The 17532-nt window shown below is 33.8% G+C and carries 20 protein-coding genes; 11 read left to right on the top strand and 9 right to left on the bottom strand.

The annotated features are described in order from the left end of the window. Positions 1-148: 148 nt before the first annotated feature. The 6 genes from ACMHJ2_RS11100 to ACMHJ2_RS11075 all read left to right on the top strand — a co-directional run bounded on the left by ACMHJ2_RS11100 (position 149) and on the right by ACMHJ2_RS11075 (position 3950). Positions 149-787: a peroxiredoxin gene (locus tag ACMHJ2_RS11100; protein WP_413512925.1), complete on the top strand. Its 639-nt coding sequence runs from the start codon at positions 149-151 to the stop codon at positions 785-787. A 29-nt stretch (positions 788-816) separates the two neighbouring features. Then, complete coding sequence (locus tag ACMHJ2_RS11095; protein WP_413512924.1) at positions 817-1125, top strand: thioredoxin family protein; 309 nt, start codon at positions 817-819, stop codon at positions 1123-1125. Positions 1126-1142: 17 nt separating this feature from the next. After that, a complete protein-coding gene (locus tag ACMHJ2_RS11090) occupies positions 1143-1400 on the top strand; it encodes a DUF6952 family protein (protein ID WP_158963096.1) in 258 nt (85 codons plus the stop codon). Between the two features lie 283 nt (positions 1401-1683). Beyond that, positions 1684-2217 carry an NADPH-dependent FMN reductase gene (locus ACMHJ2_RS11085; protein WP_413512923.1) on the top strand — a complete coding sequence of 178 codons (534 nt, stop codon included), beginning with the start codon at positions 1684-1686 and terminating at the stop codon, positions 2215-2217. Positions 2218-2461: 244 nt separating this feature from the next. Next, complete coding sequence (locus ACMHJ2_RS11080; RefSeq protein WP_413512922.1) at positions 2462-3571, top strand: FUSC family protein; 1110 nt, start codon at positions 2462-2464, stop codon at positions 3569-3571. 37 nt (positions 3572-3608) lie between these two features. Further along, positions 3609-3950: a hypothetical protein gene (locus ACMHJ2_RS11075; RefSeq protein ID WP_413512921.1), complete on the top strand. Its 342-nt coding sequence runs from the start codon at positions 3609-3611 to the stop codon at positions 3948-3950. Between the two features lie 29 nt (positions 3951-3979). Here ACMHJ2_RS11075 and ACMHJ2_RS11070 read toward each other — a convergent pair whose 3' ends face one another. From ACMHJ2_RS11070 to ACMHJ2_RS11060, 3 genes are read right to left on the bottom strand one after another with little or no spacing between them, the layout of a single operon-like run. After that, positions 3980-4480, bottom strand: a complete 501-nt coding sequence (locus ACMHJ2_RS11070; RefSeq protein ID WP_413512920.1) for a DUF4199 domain-containing protein — start codon at positions 4478-4480, stop codon at positions 3980-3982. 25 nt (positions 4481-4505) lie between these two features. Then, on the bottom strand, positions 4506-5522 hold the full coding sequence (gene galE, locus ACMHJ2_RS11065) for a UDP-glucose 4-epimerase GalE (protein ID WP_413512919.1): 1017 nt from the start codon (positions 5520-5522) through the stop codon (positions 4506-4508). A 21-nt stretch (positions 5523-5543) separates the two neighbouring features. Then, a complete protein-coding gene (locus tag ACMHJ2_RS11060; protein WP_413512918.1) occupies positions 5544-5675 on the bottom strand; it encodes a hypothetical protein in 132 nt (43 codons plus the stop codon). Positions 5676-5969: 294 nt separating this feature from the next. Between ACMHJ2_RS11060 and ACMHJ2_RS11055 the strand changes: the two genes are divergently transcribed. Further along, positions 5970-7373, top strand: coding sequence for a glycosyltransferase (locus ACMHJ2_RS11055; protein ID WP_413512917.1), 1404 nt, complete (start codon positions 5970-5972; stop codon positions 7371-7373). 57 nt (positions 7374-7430) lie between these two features. Here ACMHJ2_RS11055 and ACMHJ2_RS11050 read toward each other — a convergent pair whose 3' ends face one another. Together ACMHJ2_RS11050 and ACMHJ2_RS11045 are read right to left on the bottom strand one after the other, a co-directional pair. Then, a complete protein-coding gene (locus tag ACMHJ2_RS11050; protein ID WP_413512916.1) occupies positions 7431-7889 on the bottom strand; it encodes a PaaI family thioesterase in 459 nt (152 codons plus the stop codon). A gap of 49 nt (positions 7890-7938) precedes the next feature. Then, positions 7939-8931 (bottom strand): hypothetical protein, encoded by a 993-nt coding sequence (locus ACMHJ2_RS11045; RefSeq protein WP_413512915.1) that lies wholly within the window; start codon positions 8929-8931, stop codon positions 7939-7941. Positions 8932-9179: 248 nt separating this feature from the next. Between ACMHJ2_RS11045 and ACMHJ2_RS11040 the strand changes: the two genes are divergently transcribed. Continuing rightward, a complete protein-coding gene (locus tag ACMHJ2_RS11040; protein WP_413512914.1) occupies positions 9180-9758 on the top strand; it encodes a hypothetical protein in 579 nt (192 codons plus the stop codon). Between the two features lie 56 nt (positions 9759-9814). Here ACMHJ2_RS11040 and ACMHJ2_RS11035 read toward each other — a convergent pair whose 3' ends face one another. Both ACMHJ2_RS11035 and ACMHJ2_RS11030 read right to left on the bottom strand, forming a co-directional pair. Beyond that, positions 9815-10648 carry a universal stress protein gene (locus tag ACMHJ2_RS11035; RefSeq protein ID WP_413512913.1) on the bottom strand — a complete coding sequence of 278 codons (834 nt, stop codon included), beginning with the start codon at positions 10646-10648 and terminating at the stop codon, positions 9815-9817. Positions 10649-10793: 145 nt separating this feature from the next. Continuing rightward, the gene (locus ACMHJ2_RS11030; RefSeq protein ID WP_413512912.1) at positions 10794-11789 is read right to left on the bottom strand and encodes a hypothetical protein; all 996 of its coding nucleotides are present in this window, start codon (positions 11787-11789) and stop codon (positions 10794-10796) included. Positions 11790-11905: 116 nt separating this feature from the next. Here ACMHJ2_RS11030 and mnmE point away from each other — a divergent pair, with 116 nt between their 5' ends. The 3 genes from mnmE to ACMHJ2_RS11015 all read left to right on the top strand — a co-directional run bounded on the left by mnmE (position 11906) and on the right by ACMHJ2_RS11015 (position 15025). After that, the gene (gene mnmE, locus ACMHJ2_RS11025) at positions 11906-13297 is read left to right on the top strand and encodes a tRNA uridine-5-carboxymethylaminomethyl(34) synthesis GTPase MnmE (RefSeq protein WP_413512911.1); all 1392 of its coding nucleotides are present in this window, start codon (positions 11906-11908) and stop codon (positions 13295-13297) included. A gap of 180 nt (positions 13298-13477) precedes the next feature. Further along, positions 13478-14611 (top strand): site-specific integrase, encoded by a 1134-nt coding sequence (locus ACMHJ2_RS11020; protein ID WP_413512910.1) that lies wholly within the window; start codon positions 13478-13480, stop codon positions 14609-14611. Between the two features lie 120 nt (positions 14612-14731). Beyond that, complete coding sequence (locus tag ACMHJ2_RS11015) at positions 14732-15025, top strand: helix-turn-helix transcriptional regulator (protein WP_413512909.1); 294 nt, start codon at positions 14732-14734, stop codon at positions 15023-15025. Between the two features lie 322 nt (positions 15026-15347). Here ACMHJ2_RS11015 and ACMHJ2_RS11010 read toward each other — a convergent pair whose 3' ends face one another. Next, on the bottom strand, positions 15348-16280 hold the full coding sequence (locus tag ACMHJ2_RS11010) for a restriction endonuclease (RefSeq protein ID WP_413512908.1): 933 nt from the start codon (positions 16278-16280) through the stop codon (positions 15348-15350). 91 nt (positions 16281-16371) lie between these two features. Then, complete coding sequence (locus tag ACMHJ2_RS11005) at positions 16372-17391, bottom strand: hypothetical protein (protein ID WP_413512907.1); 1020 nt, start codon at positions 17389-17391, stop codon at positions 16372-16374. Positions 17392-17532: the final 141 nt, after the last annotated feature.

The raw sequence follows: 17532 nt of genomic DNA, 5'->3' as shown, positions 1-17532 counted from the left end.
ACTCTAAAAGCTTTTATAGACTATAAATAAAACTTATAGTAAAATAAAAAACAATAATCAAAAATAATAGCTTATCCCTAGAGGGTACACTACATTTGTAGTAGAAATAAGAAATAAAAACACATATTAACTTTTAAAAATAAACATTATGTCTTTAGTAGGTAAAAAGTTTCCAAACATTACAGTAGATGCAATTTCAGAAATGGGTGATAATTTAAGAATCAACCTTTTTGAAGAGGCAACAAAAAATAATAAAAAAGTACTTTTATTCTGGTATCCAAAAGATTTTACTTTTGTATGTCCAACTGAATTACATGCTTTCCAAGAAGCACTTCCTGAATTTGAAAAAAGAAACACACTAGTAGTTGGTGCTTCTTGTGATACAAATGAAGTTCACTTTGCTTGGTTAAATACAGCCAAAGACAACGGAGGTATCGAAGGCGTAACTTACCCTATTATTGCGGATACACAAAGAAACTTATCTTCAGTATTGGGAATTTTAGACATTGAAAGTGAAGAATACAACGAAGAGTTAGATTCAGTACAAATTGAAGGATCAAACGTTACTTATAGAGCTACTTATTTAATTGACGAAGCAGGAAAAATTTTCCATGAGTCAGTAAACGATATGCCATTAGGAAGAAACGTGAATGAATATATGAGATTAATTGATGCTTATACGCACGTTCAAACGCATGGTGAAGTATGTCCAGCAAACTGGGAAGAAGGAAAAGATGCAATGAATGCGGACAGAAAAGGTGTTGCAGCTTATTTAAGCAAACACTAATTAGTAATTAATCTAAAAAAAACAAAAAAATGCTTTTAGAATTAGACCAAGATAACTTACAAGAAATTGTAGGTCAAAATGAGAAAGTAGTTGTTCAATTTTCAGCTACTTGGTGTGGGAATTGTAGAATTATGAAGCCGAAGTTTAAAAAGCTTTCGACAGAAAAAGAGAATATTACTTTTGTTATTGTAGATGCTGAGAAATTTCCTGAATCTCGAAAACTAGCTGACGTGAGTAATCTACCTACTTTTGCTACTTTTGTAAATGGGAAATTAGTGAATCAAACGCAAACGAATAAAACAGAAGTTTTACACGAATTAGTTGGCGAAATTGCTTAATTCTAAATACAAATAGCATGAAATTACCCGTAATCAAACACCTAACTCAATTTATTGAGGATAATGACCAAGACTATATCATTGAAACACTTGAAGTATTGGAAAACCTAACAGAAGTTCCTTCCTTGAAAGATGAAGAATTAGACGTAATAGGTGAATTAATTTCCAATATGTACGGGGCACTGGAAGTTCAAAAATTAATGAAAGAAGGTGCTACGCAAAAAGAAGCGTTGAATAGCTTTATGCAAAGAGTACTTGGATCAATCGATAAATAATCTTTTTATTTTAATAAAGTGGAAAAGCTATGAAACTTTGGTTTCATAGCTTTTTTTTATTGGAATCAAACGTTCACTTTACCTATTGTGGATGTATTGGATGCTCCCCTTCTCTTTCATTTTATTCAGAACAGTAATTGAATACCCTTTTATATTCAGGGAGATTTTACGTGGATAAAGACTATAGAAAAACAGCCCGTTTTCTGTTATTTCTTATTCTAGATTAAGTCATTCTCTTTTGTTATACGTCTACCTTTGTCAAACAATAAAACGAGAAACAACCATGAAAATAACCGCATTTGCAGCAACGAATAGCACGCAATCTATCAACTTAGAATTGGTAAAAAGTGCCTTATATACTTTAGAAGGATACGAAATACAAGTATTAGATTTAAACGATTATGAAATGCCTATTTATTCTGCGGAAAGAAATAAACAAGGAATTCCTGAAAAAGCGTTAACCTTCAATCAAATTCTACAAGAAAGTGATGCTTTAATTATTGGATTAGCGGAACACAATGGAACTTTTAGTACCGCTTTTAAAAATATATTCGATTGGGGATCGCGTGCAGATAAAACCTTATTTCAACAAAAACCAATGTTTTTGCTTTCTACTTCTCCAGGACCAAGAGGTGGACAATCCGTAATGGAATCGGCAAAAACTATTTTCCCCTTTTTTGGAGGTAATATAAAAGCCCATTTTTCTTTACCTAGTTTTCAAGATAATTTTAAAAATGGCAGTATTAGCAACGATAGGCTTAAACAAGTCTTTGAAGATAGTCTAAATGAATTCAAATCAACGCTTCATCAAAACTAACAATTTTTTAATTTTTTCAACGAAGGGGTTATTTCTCAGGAGATAACCTCTTTTATTTTTAGTAGAATGGATTCTTATTTTGTTCTTAACGAATATACTGTTCAAGGGGCATTCCCTCCTTCTTTTTTGTATATTTGCACAACCTAAAAAAACACTGATTTAGTCCTACCTACTCCTTGGGCAAGGATTTAAATTTAGAGATAAAACAGTTTATACTTTCTTAACTGTAAAAAAGTTCAAAACCATGAGAAGTAATTTCTTTGTTCAATTGCTGAAGCAAGAAGGCGCTAATTTATTCCAACTGAAACACAGCGATCGCTTGTGGCACATTCCATTTATGGCTATGTTCGCGATAGGAGTTCCCTTGTTAGTAGGTTGGTATTTTGACCATTTGCAAGCGGGCTTATTGGCTTGTTTAGCGGGTTTGGTTATTTTGTATTTGCCTTCTAATCTCCCCACACCTCAACGCATGTTTATCATGCTGGTTTGTTCTTTTGGTTTTATGTTTTCCTACGTGGTTGGGGTAATTTTTAGTTTTAATTACCTTGTATCAGCGCTAGTTTTTGGTTTATTTGCAACTGCCGTACATTGGATCTCACTTTATTTTTCTATGCCTCCTCCAGGGAGTTTTTTCTTTATTATGATTGCCTCAATGGCTAGTAATACCCCTTTTGATTTTGATACAATAGCCACGCGAATTGGTTATTTTGTTTTAGGAACTATCTTTGCTTGTACCTTAGCGCTGATTTATAGTTTTAGTGTTGGACGAAAGTATACAAGCAAAACACCGGTTCGGATTATCCAACCTGTACCTATAAAAGCGCAAGTAGATTACTTTATTCGCGCACTCCTTGTAGGTGGATTTATGTTGATTTCTTTGCTTATTGGGAATGTATTGAATCTTAATAACCCCTATTGGATTCCTATTTCGTGTTTGGCCATTATGCAAGGTATATCGCTGTATCACGTCTGGCAAAGGGCTTTACATCGTATAACGGGTACTTTTATTGGAATCGGTTTATGCTGGGTCCTAATCTCAATTTCTCAGGATCCTTTGTACTTGTGTATTTGCATTATGATTTTGCAATTCATTATTGAAATTTTTATTTCTAGAAATTATACGATTGCGGTTGTTTTCATTACTGCTCTAACTGTTTTATTAGCTGAAGCAGGAAGTCCACTGATACATGCACCAAATACATTGATTCAAGTTCGTTTAACAGATATTGTTATCGGAAGTTTACTTGGCGGCCTCGGTGGTTGGCTCTTGCATAATGAATATATTAGACACCACACGGTTGATCAAATCAGAAGCACGCGAATTGTTTTAAAAAGAGGTCGAAAAAAAGCTTAATTTCAGTGTACCAAATTAAAATTATACGGTTCAATCTATGACAAAGCCTAAATCAATTTTGCTCGTATGTAAACTGTTGCCTAAAAACTTCATGGCTTTGACCTTTTTTCCTTTTATTATTTACAGAGAAGCCTCTTTTGCTACTGATCCTATTCTTGTGAATCATGAACGCATTCACCTTAAACAACAGCTAGAACTCGTCCTTATTGTTTTCTATCTTTGGTATGGAATTGAATTTCTCCTGCGTCTCTTGTACTATCGCAATAGGAGAAAAGCATATAGACAAATTTCCTTTGAACAAGAGGCGTATGCCAACGAATCTAATTTATCTTATAATGAAACACGCAAAGCTTATTCTTTTTTGAGATATGTTTTTTAAGTAAAAGGTGATAGGTAAAAGGTTTGTGATCACCTCTCATAGTTACTCCCACTTTTGCTTCTCAAAAAAATCATAATTATTGCCGTAGTTCCTACACCCATCATCAAATTCATCAAAAAGCCTTGTCTAGCATAATTTGCATAGTTAAAATAACTAGCTGCATCTTGGGTATTGGCATAATAGCCTAATTCGACTGATCGTTGAATAACCTTAGGAAAAAAATCGGGTGTAATCACATAGCTTGTTATCCATTGGGTTAGGGGGCTCAAAAGGGCAATAATTAAAGAAAGGACTACACCGGTCAACATACCTTCACTATATGTCATATCTCCTTCATAAAAGTTTTTCTTTTTATCCTTTAAAGCTAAAACCATTACAATTACAGCTGGAATAGCAAATAAATTGGTCAAATACATGTGATAATCAATGTATTTTCCGTGTAAACCGGTTACTTTTTCCAACACCATCCACAGTAATCCAACAAGCGAAAAGATAATGCCCCATTTTAATTCAATGCTACTATTTTTCATCCGTAAATTTTAAATGTAATTCTCTTTATTTTATTCTTGATTTTTGTTCCCATTTCCATGCACTAGCCAACATATCGTCTAATGTTTTCGTAGGTTTCCAACCTAAAACACGTTCAATCTTAGTTATATTTGCCCACGCTTTGTCAATATCACCAAGACGGCGTTCTACTACTTTATAGTTGATTTTTATGCCACTTACCCGTTCAAAAGAATGCACCAATTCCAATACAGAATACCCCTGTCCATTTCCTACATTAAAAGCTTCTACTTGTTGTGTGTTTTTTTGCTGTAAAAGATACTCCATGGCACGAAGATGCGCCTCTGCTAAATCTACTACATGAATATAATCGCGTACACAAGTTCCATCAGGTGTATCGTAATCCCCACCATAAATAGATAAGTATTCTCTAATTCCAATTGCTGTTTGTGTAATATAAGGTATTAAGTTGTAAGGAATCCCTAACGGAGATTCTCCTATATGTCCTGATTCATGCGCGCCAATTGGATTGAAGTAGCGCAATAAAACGGCTTGTAAAGGGTAAACTTTGGCTAAATCTGCTATAATCTCCTCTCCTACTTGTTTGGTATTTCCATAAGGAGAAAGTGCTGTTTTAATAGGCTCCTCTTCGGTTATAGGCATAGTCTCTCCTTGACCATACACCGTACAAGACGAGCTAAATAGCATCTTATTGATGTTAAAAGCTTGTAAAGCGGATAGTAAATTAATTAAAGAGAAAAAATTATTTTCGTAATACACTAAAGGTTTTGCCATACTTTCTCCAACCGCCTTAGAGGCTGCAAAATGAATGACTCCTTCAATGTCTTTATTTTTTTCAAAAAATTGAAAAACCGCTTGCTTGTCGCGCAAATCTAGTTGTGAGAATGAAGGTTTGCTTACCGTTATATTCTTTATTCCTTCTAAAACATCAATAGACGCATTCGATAAATCATCAATCACAATGACTTGATATCCTTTTTGTTGCAAAGCTACAACGGTATGAGAGCCAATAAATCCTAGTCCACCAGTTACTAGTATTTTCATATTATTTATTTAAAAAATAGGTTAATCAAAGATAACTAGATTTTTAAACGTTTTGCTTTTTAATTCTCTTCCCTTTTCAACTTCTCTAGATTCATTCCAATGCATCGGTTCTTTTTCTATACAAGCAGTAGCGAACGATTTAAAAAATCTCATTTTGCGTACACTAAATTCACTCTTAAATCCTTCATATAAAACAACCTAAATCTGTTAATTATTCAAAACAAGTAGCTCAACTACTATTCTTACTCTAACCAAAGTGTTGTCCAATTCAACAATGTGGGGAACCTCAAAGGCACAAAACCGCTCAAAACCGCTCAAAACCTCAGTAAAACCGTATGGCACGTATCTTGTATTACAATCAGTAAGATAAAAGTTTGGAAAAAACAGACCGTCTTAAACCTTTTTAGGGAATTAGGCTCCCCTTTAATTTCCACTAAACTAAAACTCATGAAAAAAACTCAAGCTCCCCAATTTGCGCATTCAGTTTCTGAATATTCGCAAAATGCAAATAAAAAGAAACGCTTTAGTCTTACAGACTATTTCGTCTTAGCGCTTACCTTTACCTTATTATTCAGTAGTGTACTCATTTTATATTATTTTCATCCCTATTTTGAAAAAATTCAATTAAAACGATTAGAAGGATGGGGAGGACAATTATTTTTTGGGTCTAGTATGTTCTTATTAGGCATCCAATTACTGTTCTTAGTCTATATTTTCTATCAATATTTTAAATATAAACCCGTAAAACCAGTTACGGATGATCAATTATTGCCCACTTGTACTGTAATTGTACCTGCTTATAATGAGGGTCGTTTGGTATATGATACTTTACTCAGTTTAGCCCAGAGTGATTTTCCAGCAGACAAATTAGAGATTATCTCTTTTGATGATGGTAGTAAAGATGACACATGGGAATGGATGCAAAAGGCAAAAGCCGTATTGGGTTCCCGAGTAGAAATTTATCAACAACCCAAAAACAAGGGAAAAAGACATGCCTTATACCGCGGATTTAAATTGGGAAAAGGAGAAGTTTTTATTACCGTTGACAGTGATTCTATTGTTAAAAAGGATACATTACGACAATTAGTTAGTCCTTTCGTAAACAACAGTTTATGTGGTGCCGTTGGTGGTAATGTACTTGTGCTCAACACACAAGATGGTATAATTCCAAAAATGCTCAATGTAAGTTTCGTATTTAGTTTTGAATTTATCCGCTCTGCTCAAAGTGCTTTAAACAGTGTTTTATGTACTCCGGGGGCTTTAGCAGCCTATCGCAGAGAAGCGGTTATGAATTGTTTGGAAGAATGGATTCATCAGACGTTTATGGGTACGCCTTCGGATATTGGAGAAGATAGAGCGATGACCAATATGATTTTAAAACAAGGTTACCACGTATTATTTCAAAAGAATGCATATGTTTTAACCAACACCCCTGAGAATTTCAAGGGATTATACAAAATGTTTATTCGTTGGGAACGCAGTAATGTACGTGAGAATATTATGATGAGTAAGTTTGCGTTTACTAAATTTAGAAAAGGGAGTACAACAGGCTCTCGTATTCTACTTTTAAATCAATGGTTAAAAGTAATTCTAGCCTATCCAATGACGATGCTAATGCTTTATTTTGTTTTAAGCTACCCGATTATGTTTATTAGCAGTGCCTTAGCAGGAATTTTAATTTTTTCGTCTATACAGGTTATTTTTTACGCTAAGAAATACAATATTAAAGACTCCTTCTGGGCATATACGTATAGTATTTTTTACACCTTTGCTTTGTTTTGGATTACACCCTATGCCATTGCAACCGCCAATAGAAGGGGTTGGTTAACCCGAACACTTCCTGTTAAATAAGCAGGTTTTCCATAAGTTGCGAAACGAGCTATAGGTCTACTATAGCTCGTTTTATTTTTACTCCTCTCTTAAGCGAATAGCTAGAATTTCTGCGGTCGCACAAAGTGTATCCCCCGCAGATAAAGTCATATCTACCCATACTTTTCTGCCTTCAATACTTCTCAATTTTCCTTTTAAAACTAAGGGCACTCCCATGGGGGTTAAGGCTTTGAAATCAACCTTTAAAGAAGCCGTTACACAGCGAACAGCAATTGGTTTTTCGAAGGCTATATTTTCAGCCAAACAAACAAATGCTGCTGCAGATCCTGTACCGTGGCAATCGAGTAATGAAGCGATTAATCCGCCATACACACTTCCTGGTAAAGCGGTATATTCTTCTTTGGGTGTAAAATAAGCTACCGTCCCCTCTTGTTCGTCAACATAGGTTTTCAACTGATGACCTGCCGGATTTAAATTTCCGCATCCATAGCAATGCGCTAAATTTTCTGGATATAAATCTTGTATTGCCTTTTGCATGCTTTGATCTTTTTTAATTCAGTAAAAAGATACGCCTTTTAAATGGCCTCTAAAAATGGGTAGGCTTCATTTCTTCGACCACGGCTTTATACAAATCATACGCACGTTGAAAATCGCCTTGTGCAACAAAATCATTGGCCTTTTCTAAAATAAGCTGTTCATTTGTTAAATTGTGTCTTACATAAGTAGTCCATTCTTCTTGAAAGAATTTTTTACTCGTTCGAAATCCAGAAATACTAACAATTCCCTCTGTATCTACATATAAATACTCAAATTCTTTTAAGTACGCTTCTGCTAAATCCCATTTTTTATCTTCTACAAAGGTGTGTAATCGATGTAAAAGTTCATGAGGATAACTCGCTTCAACAATAGAAACAACAGACTCTAAATTCCAATCTTTGTATTTTTTTTGTTCAAAGGTTCTGTGATTGGGATATAAATCCTCCCGAGTGGTATAGGTATTTTCTATGTACTTTATAAAATCCTTTTGTAAGGCCTGAGGCAGTTGGGTCAATTGATTCTTTATTTTTTGTTTTTTAAATACAGGGGTGCACGTTCCCCACACTTCAGGTTTACATTGAAAGGAAAGATGAACAACTTGCATTTGCTGATTATATAAAATAAGGTAAGACAAAGGCATAATTGCTCCATGTTTTTGACTGCAATAAAATAAAGGTATAAATACTGCCTGTTTCCACTCATAGGTCTTAAACCAAACGGCTTCACTATAAAACATAAGCATGGAAGAATCAAAACGCGGATGTTCATAGACAAAAGTAGTATCGCCTAAATCATTTTTTAATAACAAGGTGATTGCAGAAGGTAAACCAATAAATTCAAAAGCTCTTTTACTGTCATAATTATTACAAGCTGCGCTTACTTTTATATACAAACTGGTATCTCCATCTTCATCTAACCACATTTTGACAGCCGTTAATTCATCCTGATTTAATGCTTGTGCATGAGGAGCTAAGGGGTACAATAAAAAAAGCCATAAGCTCCATCTTACAAATCTATGCTTAACCCAAAAAAAATCTATCATTATCAACCCTTTTACATCAAAATACGCGTTATTAAAGAAAAAAAAAGTATAAAAATATACCATTTTTAAACTATCCTTACAATAATTACTTAAAATTACCTTATTTATTAAATAAACATCATTTTTTACCCTATACTTACACGAATAAAAAATATTTTCTCTTAAAAAGAAAACTTCCTAATCTTAATTTTCTACAATAAATGGCTTATCTTAGACGTCAATAAAAATAAGACTAAAAAAGTTACTAAATGAAAAGAAAAAAACGTATTTTAATTGTTGCCCTTCTAGCAGTGACAAGTACTGTTTTCGCACAGGGCAATACACCAACTATCAACAACCAATTCTCAACTATATTCGATACCTCTTCCAGTTATAAAAATTTTAAGCTGGTTGATCAACAAAGCCTTAGGGATCTAGAAAAAAATATAGCAGATTCTATCCAGCAATACAAAAGCAGTTTGGCAAGCAATCAAATTCTTATAAACCAAAACAAAGAAGAACTTACGCTGCTAACTACAAAACTTGAACAGGCTGAAAACGATTTAAAATCAGCAGCGAATAACGAAGAAAACTTTACGTTCCTCGGCATTTCAACCCATCAAACAACCTTTCAAGTAGTTATCTTAACACTATTTGCCTTTCTTTTTGTATTGATGGCTCTTTTTTACTTTCGCTTCAAAAAATGTCATGTGGATACCAAAGATGCAGTTCGCAAATTAAAAGAAACGGATGAAGAATTAGAAGAATTTAGAAAAACTTCTTTAGAAAGAGAACAAAAAATCCGAAGACAACTTCAAGATGAAATCAATAAAAACAAGGACAATTAATATGAAACGAATAAAAAAGTCGTAAAACATTAAATTTTACGACTTTTTTATTGTTTTTATTCCTCGTGAAAAGCTATAATTGGTACAAGGGTATGGTAACTCAATTTTTTAGTCATACTCGAAGTAAATAATTTTTCTAAGAAACTTCTGTTTCGCTTAACTGAAACTAGTATATCTATATTTTCTTTATCCAAGAAAGTAAAAATTTCTTTTTCTACGTCTTTGCCTTCTATAATTGTAAAGGTAATTGGATGTCCTTTATAGTTTTCTAACCAACTATCTACTACATCTTGTTTTATTTTATCTACATCTTCTGCAATGTGGATACACTTAATCGTTGCGTTATAGCCTTCTGCAATTTTCACTAATTTGTCTAATACTATTTTATCATTTGCATTGAATAAGGTTGAAAACGCAATGGATTCTACTCCATTAAAAATCGCATCATGGGGCACACTTAATACGGGTGCTTTTAGTGAATTGATGGCGTTAATTGTATTGGATCCCAAAAGTTTTCTGTCCCATCCAGAGTTTCCATTGGTTCCCATTACAACCAAATCAATTTCTTCTTCTTCTACTCTTTTCTTCAGAATGGTGTTTAAAAATCCTTCTTCTAAAATAAAGTGCATCGGCACATGGTCTAAATTGTTTGCTTTAGCGATATCGCGAATAAAAGGAACTTGATCTTTAAAATTCTCAAAGTTGCTTAATTCAATAGATTTATACACATCTTGTACCATCACTGGATTTGCCGTAGCTGATATTACGGGCATCTCATAGGCATGAAGTACAAAAAGAGCTGCTTTTTGGCTATCCGCCATTTTCAAAGCGTATAGTAAAGCGTTATTTGCCGTTTCGGAAAAGTCGGTTGGAAAAAGTATTTTTTTCATAATAGTGGTAATTTTGATTTCTATAAAGATATAAAATTAAGCTTGAATGTCTCGTTTATTTCAAGCAAAAAATCAGGAATAATCTACCTTTTCAAATAAAAAAAGGCTGTCCCTTAACTAAAAAACAACCCCCTCTTCTCCTATTCTATTTTACCTCTATCTTTTGGTGAATTCCAAACGTGGCTGCATAATTAACGTCCATATTCCCCTTGGTGATGGTTATCTTGTATTGCTTAGGAGCTACAGCTTGTAATTGAATATAATCGCTCATTTTTTCTATGGAGACCATATAACCTGTATTACGGGTTAGGTCCACTTGTAGCGGACTCCAATAGGAAGCAAATAGTTGGATTACTAGTTCGGGGTCTCCTGTAATTTCAACTTCTTTAATTTCTGTTAATCCATCGCCAAATGCTCCTCTAAGGTCTGGATGTTCTTCAACGGTGTAAGTGACATAGAGGTATTCATCCTTCTTAATCGATATGCCAGGGGTGTATTTATCTATAATTTTATTTCCCTTTTTTTCTTGTCCCAAGTAAGTCATTCTCTTTGTCAGCTGTAAATAAACGCCAAAACGAGAAACAACAAAATTGTAATCTAATTTTCTAAATAAGGTAAAATCCTCTACCCTGGATAATGCGCCTAACTGCCGTTCTAATTTAGCATAACCCTCTACCTCTGTGCTTCCGCTTTGTTTTGCCTTCGGATTTTTGTTTTCTACTACATTTTTTCCAAGTATTTGAATAGCCTCTCGACTAAATGTTAGTGACTTCTGATATAAACTATCTCGGTTGTAATTCTTCTTTGCTCGAATCAAATTCACTTCGAGAAGCTGATCCGCCCACTCTGCTTCATAACAACTCAAACAGACGTTATTTTCTACTTGTTTTTTGATTGATGTGGGACTATTGCGCAAGCCTTGTTTAAAGAGTTCTCCTATGGCGGGATTTTGAATCTCCTCCTTTTTATTTTTTAACTTCTCGTGATTGTTTGCTAATACTTCTTCTATTTTGACTAAAAACACCAAGCCATCTGGATTTAATTGTGCTATTTTTTCTTTGTTTTCTATAGGCATACGATAGGCTTGACCAAAAAGCATCACACTACATAAACCACAAAGTAAGAGAAGTATTTTTTTCATTTTTAGGCGTTTTATACTCAAATATACAAAGAAATAAAGCTACTTCATTCCGCGAATCTACCGCGGATTGATTGCTGAATAAATAGTATCTTTGCGTTTTATTATAGACGAATAAAATGATATTACAAGATACAATTGTCGCTTTGGCAACCCCTTCAGGTGCTGGAGCTATTGCTATTATACGGGTTTCGGGAAAAGAGGCTATTGCTTTGGTACATGGCATTTTTAAATCGATCAAAAACAAGGATTTAACCAAACAAAAGACGCATACCTTGCATTTAGGTCATGTGGTTGATGGGGAACGCATACTGGATCAGGTACTTATTTCTGTTTTTAAGGGCCCTAATTCGTATACAGGGGAAGATACGATTGAGATTTCTTGCCACGGTTCTACGTTTATTCAACAGCAAATTATTCAGCTTTGCCTGCGCAAAGGGGCGAAAATGGCTCAACCAGGTGAATTTACCATGCGCGCTTTTTTAAATGGTAAACTGGATTTATCGCAAGCAGAGGCTGTGGCTGATTTAATCGCTTCGGATAATGAGGCGAGTCACCAAATTGCCATGCAACAAATGCGCGGTGGGTTCTCCAATGAAATTGCACTTCTTCGGGAACAGTTACTCAACTTCGCTTCATTGATTGAATTGGAATTGGATTTTTCTGAGGAGGATGTGGAATTTGCGGATCGCACGCAATTCAGAGAATTAATTGAACGCATCGGGTTTGTACTGAAGCGCTTGCTGGATTCTTTTGCGGTTGGCAATGTGATTAAGAATGGGATTCCGGTTGCTATCGTTGGGGAACCTAATGTGGGGAAATCTACGCTACTCAACGCTTTACTCAATGAGGAACGCGCCATTGTTTCGGATATCGCCGGAACTACTCGCGATACCATTGAGGATGAATTGGTCATTGACGGCATCGGCTTTCGTTTTATCGATACAGCTGGTATTCGCGAGACAAAAGATGTGGTGGAAAGCATCGGTATTCAAAAGACGTTTGAAAAGATGGAAGCCGCTCAGGTTGTTATCTATTTAATTGATGGGGGACAAGTAACGCTGCAATCAATAGAACAACTTACGGTTGAACTGGAACGGCTGAAAAATAAATATCCACTTAAACCGCTGTTGGTGGTTTGCAACAAACAGGATCTTTTGAGTGAGGAACAAATTGCTTTGTTTCAATCGAAAATTGACAATCTTATGTTGATGTCTGCCAAAACAAATATCGGTATTGATGAACTGAAACAAAGGTTACTGAGCTTCGTTAATACAGGTGCGCTGCGCAACAATGAAACCATCGTAACCAATACCCGCCACTACGACTCTCTCCTCAAAGCACTAGAGGAAATCGAAAAGGTGAAATGGGGACTGCAAACGAATTTATCCGCAGATCTCATGGCTATCGATATTCGCCAAGCACTCTACTACTTCGGAGAAATCACGGGTCAAGTGACCAATGATGAGCTACTAGGGAATATTTTTGCTAATTTTTGTATCGGTAAATAACCTGTCTTTTTAATACTTTTATTTGATTTTAAATACTTTGAAAATCAAATAGTTAAGTGTTAAATGTTTTTATAAGATGTCCTTATTTTCTATATTGCGTACAACATTTGTACAACATAATTAAAAAGTGTTGTACAAATGTTGTACAAAATGAGTCTCCCTAACCTAATATAGAACATTATGAACATCACTCTTAAACAAAGAAAACTTCCTAGTGGAAGAATTAGTCTTCATATAGAATATCTCAAAGGAACTGAAGTACTTGCAAATGGAAAAAGGAAACATATCAGAGAATTCGAAAACCTCAAACTCTTCCTTCACGGCGCTCCTAATAGTCCTAAGGAAAGAAAGGAGAACAAAGAAGCACTCCAAATGGCTGAGAATATCTTAGCCATCAGACAAAGTGAAATCCTTCGAGGTAAATATGGAATCAAAAACATACATAAAGGACAACGTTGCTTCCTAGACTTCTTTCACGAAAAAATGGAAGAGAAATACGAAAGTCCTAAAAACTATGGAAACTGGGCTGCTAGTTTTCTTCACTTAAAAAAATGTATCTCTACTACTTTTACTTTTGACGAGGTAGATGATGACTTCTTAAAAAAGGTCAGACATTACTTTGATACAAAGGCCCTTACTAAAAGTAAACTTCCGCTTTCATTAAACTCAAAATACTCTTATCTCAATAAGTTTAGAGCTGCTCTTAGATTAGCTTTTGAAGAGGGCTATCTAACGATTAACTATGCCCAAAAGGTAAAGAGCTTCAAACAAGCTGAAAGTCAAAGAGAGTACCTTACGTTTAATGAGGTACAACGTCTGGTAAAAACAAATTGTAAATACGAAGTACTTAAACGTGCTTTTTTATTCTCTTGTTTAACTGGTCTACGCTGGTCGGATATTAACAAACTTGTTTGGTCTGAAGTAAGAGACGAAGATGATATTTGTAGAGTCATCTATAGACAGGAAAAAACGGAAGGTGTTGAGTATCTTTATATCTCTAAACAAGCAAGAGATCTCTTAGGAGAAAGAGAATCATTGAATCAACTCGTTTTTACTAATCTTAAATATTCTGCTATTTACAATAATGAAATTGTCCGTTGGTGTAACCGAGCGGGTATTCACAAGCATATCACCTTCCATAGTGCAAGACACACCAATGCGGTACTCCTCTTAGAGAATGGAGCAGATATTTACACAGTTTCCAAGCGCTTAGGACATCGTGAAATTAGAACTACTCAAATCTATGCTAAGATCATAGATAGTAAAATGAAAGAAGCCTCTGAGCTTATTCCGGAACTTAAGTTTGGATTTTAAACGGAAGGTTTAATTACAGATTATCATTACAATAAAGCCAAGTGGTACTTGAAAGTACTCTTGGCTTTAGTCGTTTATGATATAACTGTAGTTTGCTCTTAAATCTAAAAACAATTGACTATGGAAACTATTAAACTTATTCTTGAAAAGCTTGACTATTTAGAGCAACTCATCATTGCTAATCACAAAGAAATTCTGTCTGTAGAAGAACTAGAAAAATATACTGGTTTTAAAAAATCATATATCTATCACCTGGTTCATTACAGTAAAATTCCTTATTCTAAACCTAATGGTAAGTATTTATTCTTTCAAAAATCTGAAATTGATGAGTGGTTACTAAAAAACAAGTCTTTATCTGATGATCAAATCCAGGAAAAAGCACGTGAATATGTTTTGAAAAAAAGGAATCTTTAGAAGGTTTTTCTTGAATTAAAATGTCGGCGCAAAAAGTTATGGGTCTTTGGTGGTGAGGAGTTATAGAGAATGTAGTACATCTGAATTTTACATTTGGAAAAACATGTTAGCGTTGAATTGTAAAAAGTAGAATAGTGTAAACATAAAAAACCGATAGCGTAGGCTATCGGTTTTCAAATATATTAAAGAGGGATTTACACCCTACTCCATATGTCTTATAAATTACGGCTTTCAGACTTTTATATTTTTGAGTGTTATGAATTAGATGAGCTTTTAAGTCAAAGATTTTTAATTCATTAATACTATTTCAAATATAAAAAGTTTATCTATTATCATCTTCAAAACTATCCCAAAAATCAGCATCTAACTTTTTAATCTCAATTGTTTGTTCTACTTGCATACCAAGTCCATACTCATAAATATACTCTGCTAAATCTTTTCCGTCAATCAAAACAACTGTAGTAGCCCCATTTAAACTCTTTACGTAATCCTTAGCTCCTTGTGTAAAATACGATGTCGTTATAAACACCCCCTTATTAGATTGAGCTACAGCTAATGCCCCTACAAAACCTTGTATATCTTGTCTCCCTACTGATAACTTAGAGTTGAACCTTTTAGCTTGAATGTGAATACGTCCAAAACCAAGCACATCTTCCTTTATGACACCATCTATACCTCCATCGTTAGAAATCTGCGTTACCAATCCTGAATCTTTAACTTCACCCCCATATCCCATTTTTTGCAATAACATCACAACTAATCGTTCAAAAGATGCTGGACTCTTACTAAGAATACTTTCAATAATCTCATCATAAACAGCGTTTTTAATATTTGTAAAAGAGGCATATAACTTTTCGGAAGGTGTAGCATCTTCTTGTATTTTCGAAATTCGAAAATCATTTATCAACTCATCTCCAGAATTTTTTTTCTTTTCCCTCTTAGACATTTTATCATCTATATAATAATTTATCTTTTCAGGTGTCTTTAAAAGTTCTTTAGCCTTCATGTTAATAACATAAACTCCACGGCTGGGTTTATCTAGTAAACCAGCCATATTCAAATAGCTTAATGCCCAAGAGATACGATCATAAAAAACATGTCCATTACCTGATGGATACATTTCATTAATCTCTTCATCTGTTAATTTAAACCTCTCTGCTAAAGGCTTTTGAAACTGTTTTAATTTATACTGTTGACCATCACTTAAAATTTCAAGTATTGGTACTCTTAGTTCATCATGTTTAGGTATAGCCATTTCATTCTATTTACAAAACTAATTAGTAAAGATAACTTAGGTTTAGAAGATAACAAATAAAAAAACAACCAATCATACAGCACTATTTTATTCACCTTATTTCTTTAAGAATCCTAAGTAAATCATCTTTCTCTGAATATCCTTTAATATGAGCACTTAAGAATCCTAATTTATAAGAAACACTATTTACACTTAATCGCCAGTTAGTCAAGAATAAAACCTTCTGGATTACTTGTATTAGCTCTTTAATCCTATTCGTTTCATTTCTATCAGACAAATCTTGAGCTGAAAACTCTATAGTTAAATATCTACCAACTTGAGGTTTTTCAAATTGAACTTTAGTGAATTGTGCTTTTTCAAGTTCTTCAGATAATACCTTTTCTACTTGTGCTATATTTAATTGTTTCAATTGACTAACATCAATTTCACTATCTTGATCAAGACTAATACTTAAGTTAGTTATTGTCTCTAAATCTTCATAAAAAGTACTTGATCCTATAAAATCTGTACAATACTTTTTTCGTTCATCTTCATTGATAGGTAATATCTTTTTAACAGAACGATTTATTTCCATAGCTTCAACTTGGTCACATTGCTCACAGGTATCAATTAAAGTTAACTTACCATTTGTTTCTTTTTTAGTACTATTAAGTTTTCCTCCACAATAGCTACATAAATGTTTGGCAACATAGAACTCTCTACCATCAGCATAAATTGCTTTTTTAGGTAGATGTTTATGATTACATGAAAAAACAAATATTATCTCTGAATCATTTTCTACAAAATCAAACATATCAAATTTCATCTGTTCAAGGCAAGTATTACATCTTACATTTTTAGGTATAGGTACTGATTGAATTAATCTATCCTTTTTTTCATCTTCATAAATACGGGACTGTATAAGTTTCTCTCTTTGCCTCGCAAAATGAACAGCTGTATCTTGATACTGCATTTGAAGCTTAAAATAATCAGAATCATGCTCTGGATTCTGATTAGTTTTTATTTTTTTGTAAACTTTCTCAATTTGCAACTCTAACTCTTTAAGCTCTTCTATTGTATGTCTATCATATTGATCAATATAAAACTGATCAGATTTTCTAAATTTTTCCATACTCAGATTTCCATTTTCATCTGATTATAATCTATTTAATAGTATTATTACCATATAAAAGCACGTTTGATATTAGATATTGGATATCCTAATGAAATTCGGACAATTAGTTAAGCAGCTTTATTAATATTTATTATTTGA

The organism is Myroides odoratus (assembly GCF_965118575.1).
Lineage (GTDB): Bacteria > Bacteroidota > Bacteroidia > Flavobacteriales > Flavobacteriaceae > Flavobacterium > Flavobacterium odoratum_B.
Note: the sequence above shows the minus strand (reverse complement) of the source record. Positions and strands in the feature narration are given on the sequence as shown.